2 protein-coding genes, 2 tRNA genes and 3 rRNA genes (1 of these 7 cut by a window edge) are annotated in these 5,000 nt (G+C 38.6%); 6 read left to right on the top strand and 1 reads right to left on the bottom strand.

Annotation, left to right across the window (positions count from 1 at the left end; genetic code table 11):
• The 6 genes from CDLVIII_RS28650 to CDLVIII_RS28625 all read left to right on the top strand — a co-directional run.
• Positions 1-2,079 (top strand): 23S ribosomal RNA (locus CDLVIII_RS28650) (it extends 831 nt beyond the left edge of the window).
• A 72-nt stretch (positions 2,080-2,151) separates the two neighbouring features.
• Positions 2,152-2,268 (top strand): 5S ribosomal RNA (rrf, locus tag CDLVIII_RS28645).
• A gap of 7 nt (positions 2,269-2,275) precedes the next feature.
• A tRNA-Lys gene (locus tag CDLVIII_RS28640) sits at positions 2,276-2,351 on the top strand.
• A gap of 287 nt (positions 2,352-2,638) precedes the next feature.
• Positions 2,639-3,586 (top strand): L-lactate dehydrogenase, encoded by a 948-nt coding sequence (locus CDLVIII_RS28635; RefSeq protein WP_009172973.1) that lies wholly within the window; start codon positions 2,639-2,641, stop codon positions 3,584-3,586.
• Positions 3,587-3,868: 282 nt separating this feature from the next.
• Positions 3,869-3,985, top strand: a 5S ribosomal RNA gene (gene rrf / locus CDLVIII_RS28630).
• Positions 3,986-3,990: 5 nt separating this feature from the next.
• A tRNA-Lys gene (locus tag CDLVIII_RS28625) sits at positions 3,991-4,066 on the top strand.
• Between the two features lie 119 nt (positions 4,067-4,185).
• On the opposite strand, the gene CDLVIII_RS28620 is transcribed toward CDLVIII_RS28625, so the two are convergent.
• Entirely contained in the window at positions 4,186-4,935 is a 750-nt protein-coding gene (locus CDLVIII_RS28620) for a signal peptidase II (RefSeq protein ID WP_009172972.1), read from the bottom strand.
• Positions 4,936-5,000 lie beyond the last annotated feature (65 nt).

Raw genomic sequence — 5,000 nt, 5'->3', positions numbered from 1 at the left:
CTCGGATATAGCTGGTTCTCCTCGAAATAGCTTTAGGGCTAGCGTCGGAAAATGTGAGTAGTGGAGGTAGAGCACTGAATAGGCTAGGGGGCATAGCGCTTACCGAACCTTATCAAACTCCGAATGCCATATACTATCAGTCCGGCAGTCAGACTGTGAAAGATAAGTTCCATGGTCAAAAGGGAAACAGCCCAGATCGTCAGCTAAGGTCCCAAAGTGTAAGTTAAGTGGAAAAGGATGTGGGATTTCTAAGACAACTAGGATGTTGGCTTAGAAGCAGCCACTCATTAAAAGAGTGCGTAATAGCTCACTAGTCAAGAGATCCTGCGCCGAAAATGTCCGGGGCTCAAACTTACCACCGAAGCTACGGGTTCACGTGTATACGTGAGCGGTAGAGGAGCGTCGTAATCGGGCTGAAGTCGTACCGAAAGGAGCGGTGGACTGATTACGAGTGAGAATGTTGGCATTAGTAGCGAGATGTAAGTGAGAATCTTACAGGCCGAATATCTAAGGTTTCCTGAGTAAAGTTTGTCTTCTCAGGGTTAGTCGGGACCTAAGGCGAGGCCGAGAGGCGTAGCCGATGGACAATTGGTTGATATTCCAATACCACTATCATCGTTAATATCGAGGGTGTGACGAAGAAGGATAGGATGTGCTAGCTATTGGATGCTAGTCTAAGCGTTTAGGGAGTTGGGATTGGCAAATCCGTTCCAACAATTCTGAGGCGTGATGGGGAAGGTTCCACGGAACCGAAGTATCTGATTCCATGCTTCCAAGAAAAGCATCTAGAGAGAGAAGTAGTGCCCGTACCGCAAACCGACACAGGTAGATGAGGAGAGAATCCTAAGGCCGACGGAAGAATTGCAGTTAAGGAACTAGGCAAATTGACCCCGTAACTTCGGAATAAGGGGTGCCTACGGAAACGTAGGTCGCAGAGAATAGGCACAAGCAACTGTTTAACAAAAACACAGGTCTCTGCTAAAGCGAAAGCTGATGTATAGGGGCTGACGCCTGCCCGGTGCTGGAAGGTTAAGGGGAATACTTAGCGCAAGCGAAGGTATGAACTTAAGCCCCAGTAAACGGCGGCCGTAACTATAACGGTCCTAAGGTAGCGAAATTCCTTGTCAGGTAAGTTCTGACCCGCACGAATGGCGTAATGACTTGTGCACTGTCTCAACTGCAAATCCGGCGAAGTTGTAGTGCGAGTGAAGATGCTCGCTACCCGCGATTGGACGGAAAGACCCCGTAGAGCTTTACTGTAGCTTAGCATTGAATTTCGGTATTGTCTGTACAGGATAGGTGGGAGGCTGGGATACCAGGGCGTCAGCTTTGGAGGAGTCGTTGTTGGGATACCACCCTGATAGTATTGAAGTTCTAACTGGATGCCATGAAACTGGTGACAGGACATTGTTAGGTGGGCAGTTTGACTGGGGCGGTCGCCTCCTAAAATGTAACGGAGGCGCCCAAAGGTTCCCTCAGAACGGTCGGAAATCGTTCGAAGAGTGCAAAGGCAGAAGGGAGCCTGACTGCGACACTTACAAGTGGAGCAGGGACGAAAGTCGGGCTTAGTGATCCGGTGGTACCTCGTGGGAGGGCCATCGCTCAACGGATAAAAGCTACCTCGGGGATAACAGGCTGATCTCCCCCAAGAGTTCACATCGACGGGGAGGTTTGGCACCTCGATGTCGGCTCGTCGCATCCTGGGGCTGAAGTAGGTCCCAAGGGTTGGGCTGTTCGCCCATTAAAGCGGCACGCGAGCTGGGTTCAGAACGTCGTGAGACAGTTCGGTCCCTATCCGTCGCGGGCGTAGGAAATTTGAGAGGAGCTGTCCTTAGTACGAGAGGACCGGGATGGACTGACCTATGGTGTACCAGTTGTTTCGCCAGAAGCATAGCTGGGTAGCTAAGTCGGGAAGGGATAAACGCTGAAAGCATCTAAGTGTGAAGCCCACCTCAAGATGAGATTTCCCATAGCATAAGCTAGTAAGACCCCTTGAAGACTACAAGGTTGATAGGTCAGAGGTGTAAGTATGGTAACATATTTAGCTGACTGATACTAATAGGTCGAGGGCTTGACCAATATAAATCAAGTTGTAATACATTAAGAAGCTATGTGCAATTTTGAAAGAACAAAATCTTTCAATTGAATAGATCTCGTGATGATGGCATAGAGGTAACACTCCTTCCCATTCCGAACAGGAAAGTTAAGGTCTATAGCGCCGATGGTACTGCATGGGAGACTGTGTGGCAGAGTAGGACGTTGCGAGGTAGTATTTGCGTGATTAGCTCAGTTGGTAGAGCACCTGACTCTTAATCAGGGTGTCCAGGGTTCGAATCCCTGATGACGCACCATAAAAAGATTGCTAAATTTTTTAGCAATCTTTTTTTGTTTTTTTGTATATTATTATCTAAATGTAAAATTTAATGATATATTTTAAATGATTGCATATAATAATTACAATTAATTTATTAATTAAGCAAATTTATCAAGAAAAAATTGGATTTATAATTATGAGATATAGTTGAAATATCTTTATTTGTCATGCATAATACTCCTGCAATGTATTATGGCAAAAAGCAAATACGTATAGATTAATAGCTAATATAGCTTAAATAATAATAAAAAGGATGGGGTTAAAATGGGGCTAAAAAAAAGTAAAGTTGCAATTATAGGAACAGGATTAGTTGGTTCAAGTACAGCATTTAGTTTAATGACACAAGGCGTTTGTGATGAAATATTAATGATTGACATAAATGAAGAAAAAGCGCTTGGAGAAGTAATGGACTTAAATCATTGTATCGAATACTTAAATAGAAATACGAAAGTTGTAAGAGGAGATTATTCGCAATGTGGAGATGTTGATATTGTTGTTATAACAGCAGGTGCACCTCCTAAACCAGGTCAAACTAGATTAGATACATTAGAATTGTCAGCTAAAATAGTAAAATCTATTGTAGATCCAATAATGAAAAGTGGATTTAAAGGTCATTTTATTGTTATTTCGAATCCGGTAGATATGATAGCGTATCATGTCTATAAGATATCTGGATTACCAAAAAGTCATGTTATGGGAACAGGAACTTCAGTTGACTCAGCTAGATTAAAAAATTTTATTGGAGATTTATTAAATGTGGATCCACGTAGTGTACAGGGATATTCAATGGGGGAACATGGAGATTCGCAAATGGTACCGTGGTCTCATGTAACTGTTGGTGGTAAATCATTTTATGAAATATTAAGAGATAACAAAGATAGAGTTGGAGATGTAGATTTAGATAGATTGGTTTTAGAGACAGCTAAAGCAGGTTGGGAAGTGTATAATAGAAAAGGAACAACGTATTATGGGATAGCTACTGCTGCGGTAGGAATAATTAAGGCGATTATAAATGATGAGAATAAAATAATGCCAATTTCTACGCTATTAGAAGGCGAATATGGTGAAAATGATGTATTCTGCGGAGTGCCTGCTGTTTTAAATGCAGATGGAGTTAAGGAAGTTGTAGAAATACACATGACAGGTGAAGAACTAGATAAATTTAAGAAGTCAGTAGATTTAATAAAAGAATACTCTAAAAAAATAAATTAAGAATTTATTTAATATAAGTGTTGACACAATAACTAATACTATGTATAATAATATCTTGTTGAGACAATTATTCGACATAACAATACAGAATAGCTAAAGTTTTGATATGGTTTTATGTATGTAAAATAGTCTCACTTGAATGAGTATAAATCGCTAAAGTGATTTAATGAGTTCGTTCAACCAAATCATAGATTTGGGACAAGAAAAAGGAAACACTAACTCACATTCGTTCGTTGGTGTACAGTTCATTTAGCCAAATCAAAGATTTGGAATGAACTAGCATCTCGTGATGATGGCATAGAGGTAACACTCCTTCCCATTCCGAACAGGAAAGTTAAGGTCTATAGCGCCGATGGTACTGCATGGGAGACTGTGTGGCAGAGTAGGACGTTGCGAGGTAAGATGGTTTACTAGCTCAGTCGGTAGAGCACATGACTTTTAATCATGGTGTCCCGGGTTCGATTCCCGGGTAAGCCACCAATTACTTTTATCAAAGTAATTTTTTTTTATTTAGAACTTGCTTAGTATTTATATAAAAAAGAGCTTTTACATTAAGTAAAAGCTCTTTTTGTTTTATTGAATTTAAATTAGGAGATTAATTAAAAAGATTTAAATCTATGTAATATATCGTCTTTGATAAATGATAGAAATTTTTTTAGTGATTGAAGATCCTCTTTATAAGAAGTGTCATCTCCAGATGATAAGTATCCATTATTAAACATGGTAAGAACGAAAAATAATATACCAAGATTAATATATAAATCCTTTATATCTGCAATAAACAAATTACTTATACCAATAAAATCTAAACTGCCTCCATAAAAAACTTTATCAATTAATGAGCAGGTGGCGCCACAGCTTACAAAAGTAAAACACATATCAGCCCAAAAATCTTTTCTTCCATTATGCAGATAATATCTATATACTTCAATGAAGACTAATATAGCAATTATATTTAAAGCTATTAAAATTGGAAAACTAACAGATGTACCAAATCTAGCATTTAACCAAGAACCATTTGTGTTAATTATAGGGTTAAAATATAACATGTTATTAATTATAGGAAAATCAGTATTAAACCATAAAAATTTTATTGATAGCTTTATTCCTTGATCTATTAAAAGAAGAAGAAAAAATAAAGATGATAATATGCTAGCATTAAATCCGCGTTTATGCTTTTCTCCTAATTCATAAGTAAACAAACCAACTAGTGCAAATAATAGAATTAATATTATATTGAAGAAGAGTGTTTGAAAATCAGTAATTCTTCCACTAATAAGTTCAAATAATATATATAGAACCCACATTATAGGAAGAATACTTATAGTCAAAACTTTTTTATTTTTCATATAACTACCTCCAGGTGTATTTATATTAAAGTTTAACATATGATTAAGAAAATTTCACTACTATT

The organism is Clostridium sp. DL-VIII, assembly GCF_000230835.1.
Taxonomy (GTDB): domain Bacteria; phylum Bacillota; class Clostridia; order Clostridiales; family Clostridiaceae; genus Clostridium.
The sequence above is the reverse complement of the archived record's forward strand: the minus strand, read 5'-3'. Positions and strand labels throughout refer to the sequence as shown.

What these genes read in the sequence shown, in the direction of transcription:
- CDLVIII_RS28635 (WP_009172973.1), top strand. Translation starts at nt 2,639, where the DNA reads ATGGGGCTAAAAAAAAGTAAAGTTGCAATTATAGGAACAGGATTAGTT.
- CDLVIII_RS28620 (WP_009172972.1), bottom strand. Translation starts at nt 4,935, where the DNA reads ATGAAAAATAAAAAAGTTTTGACTATAAGTATTCTTCCTATAATGTGG.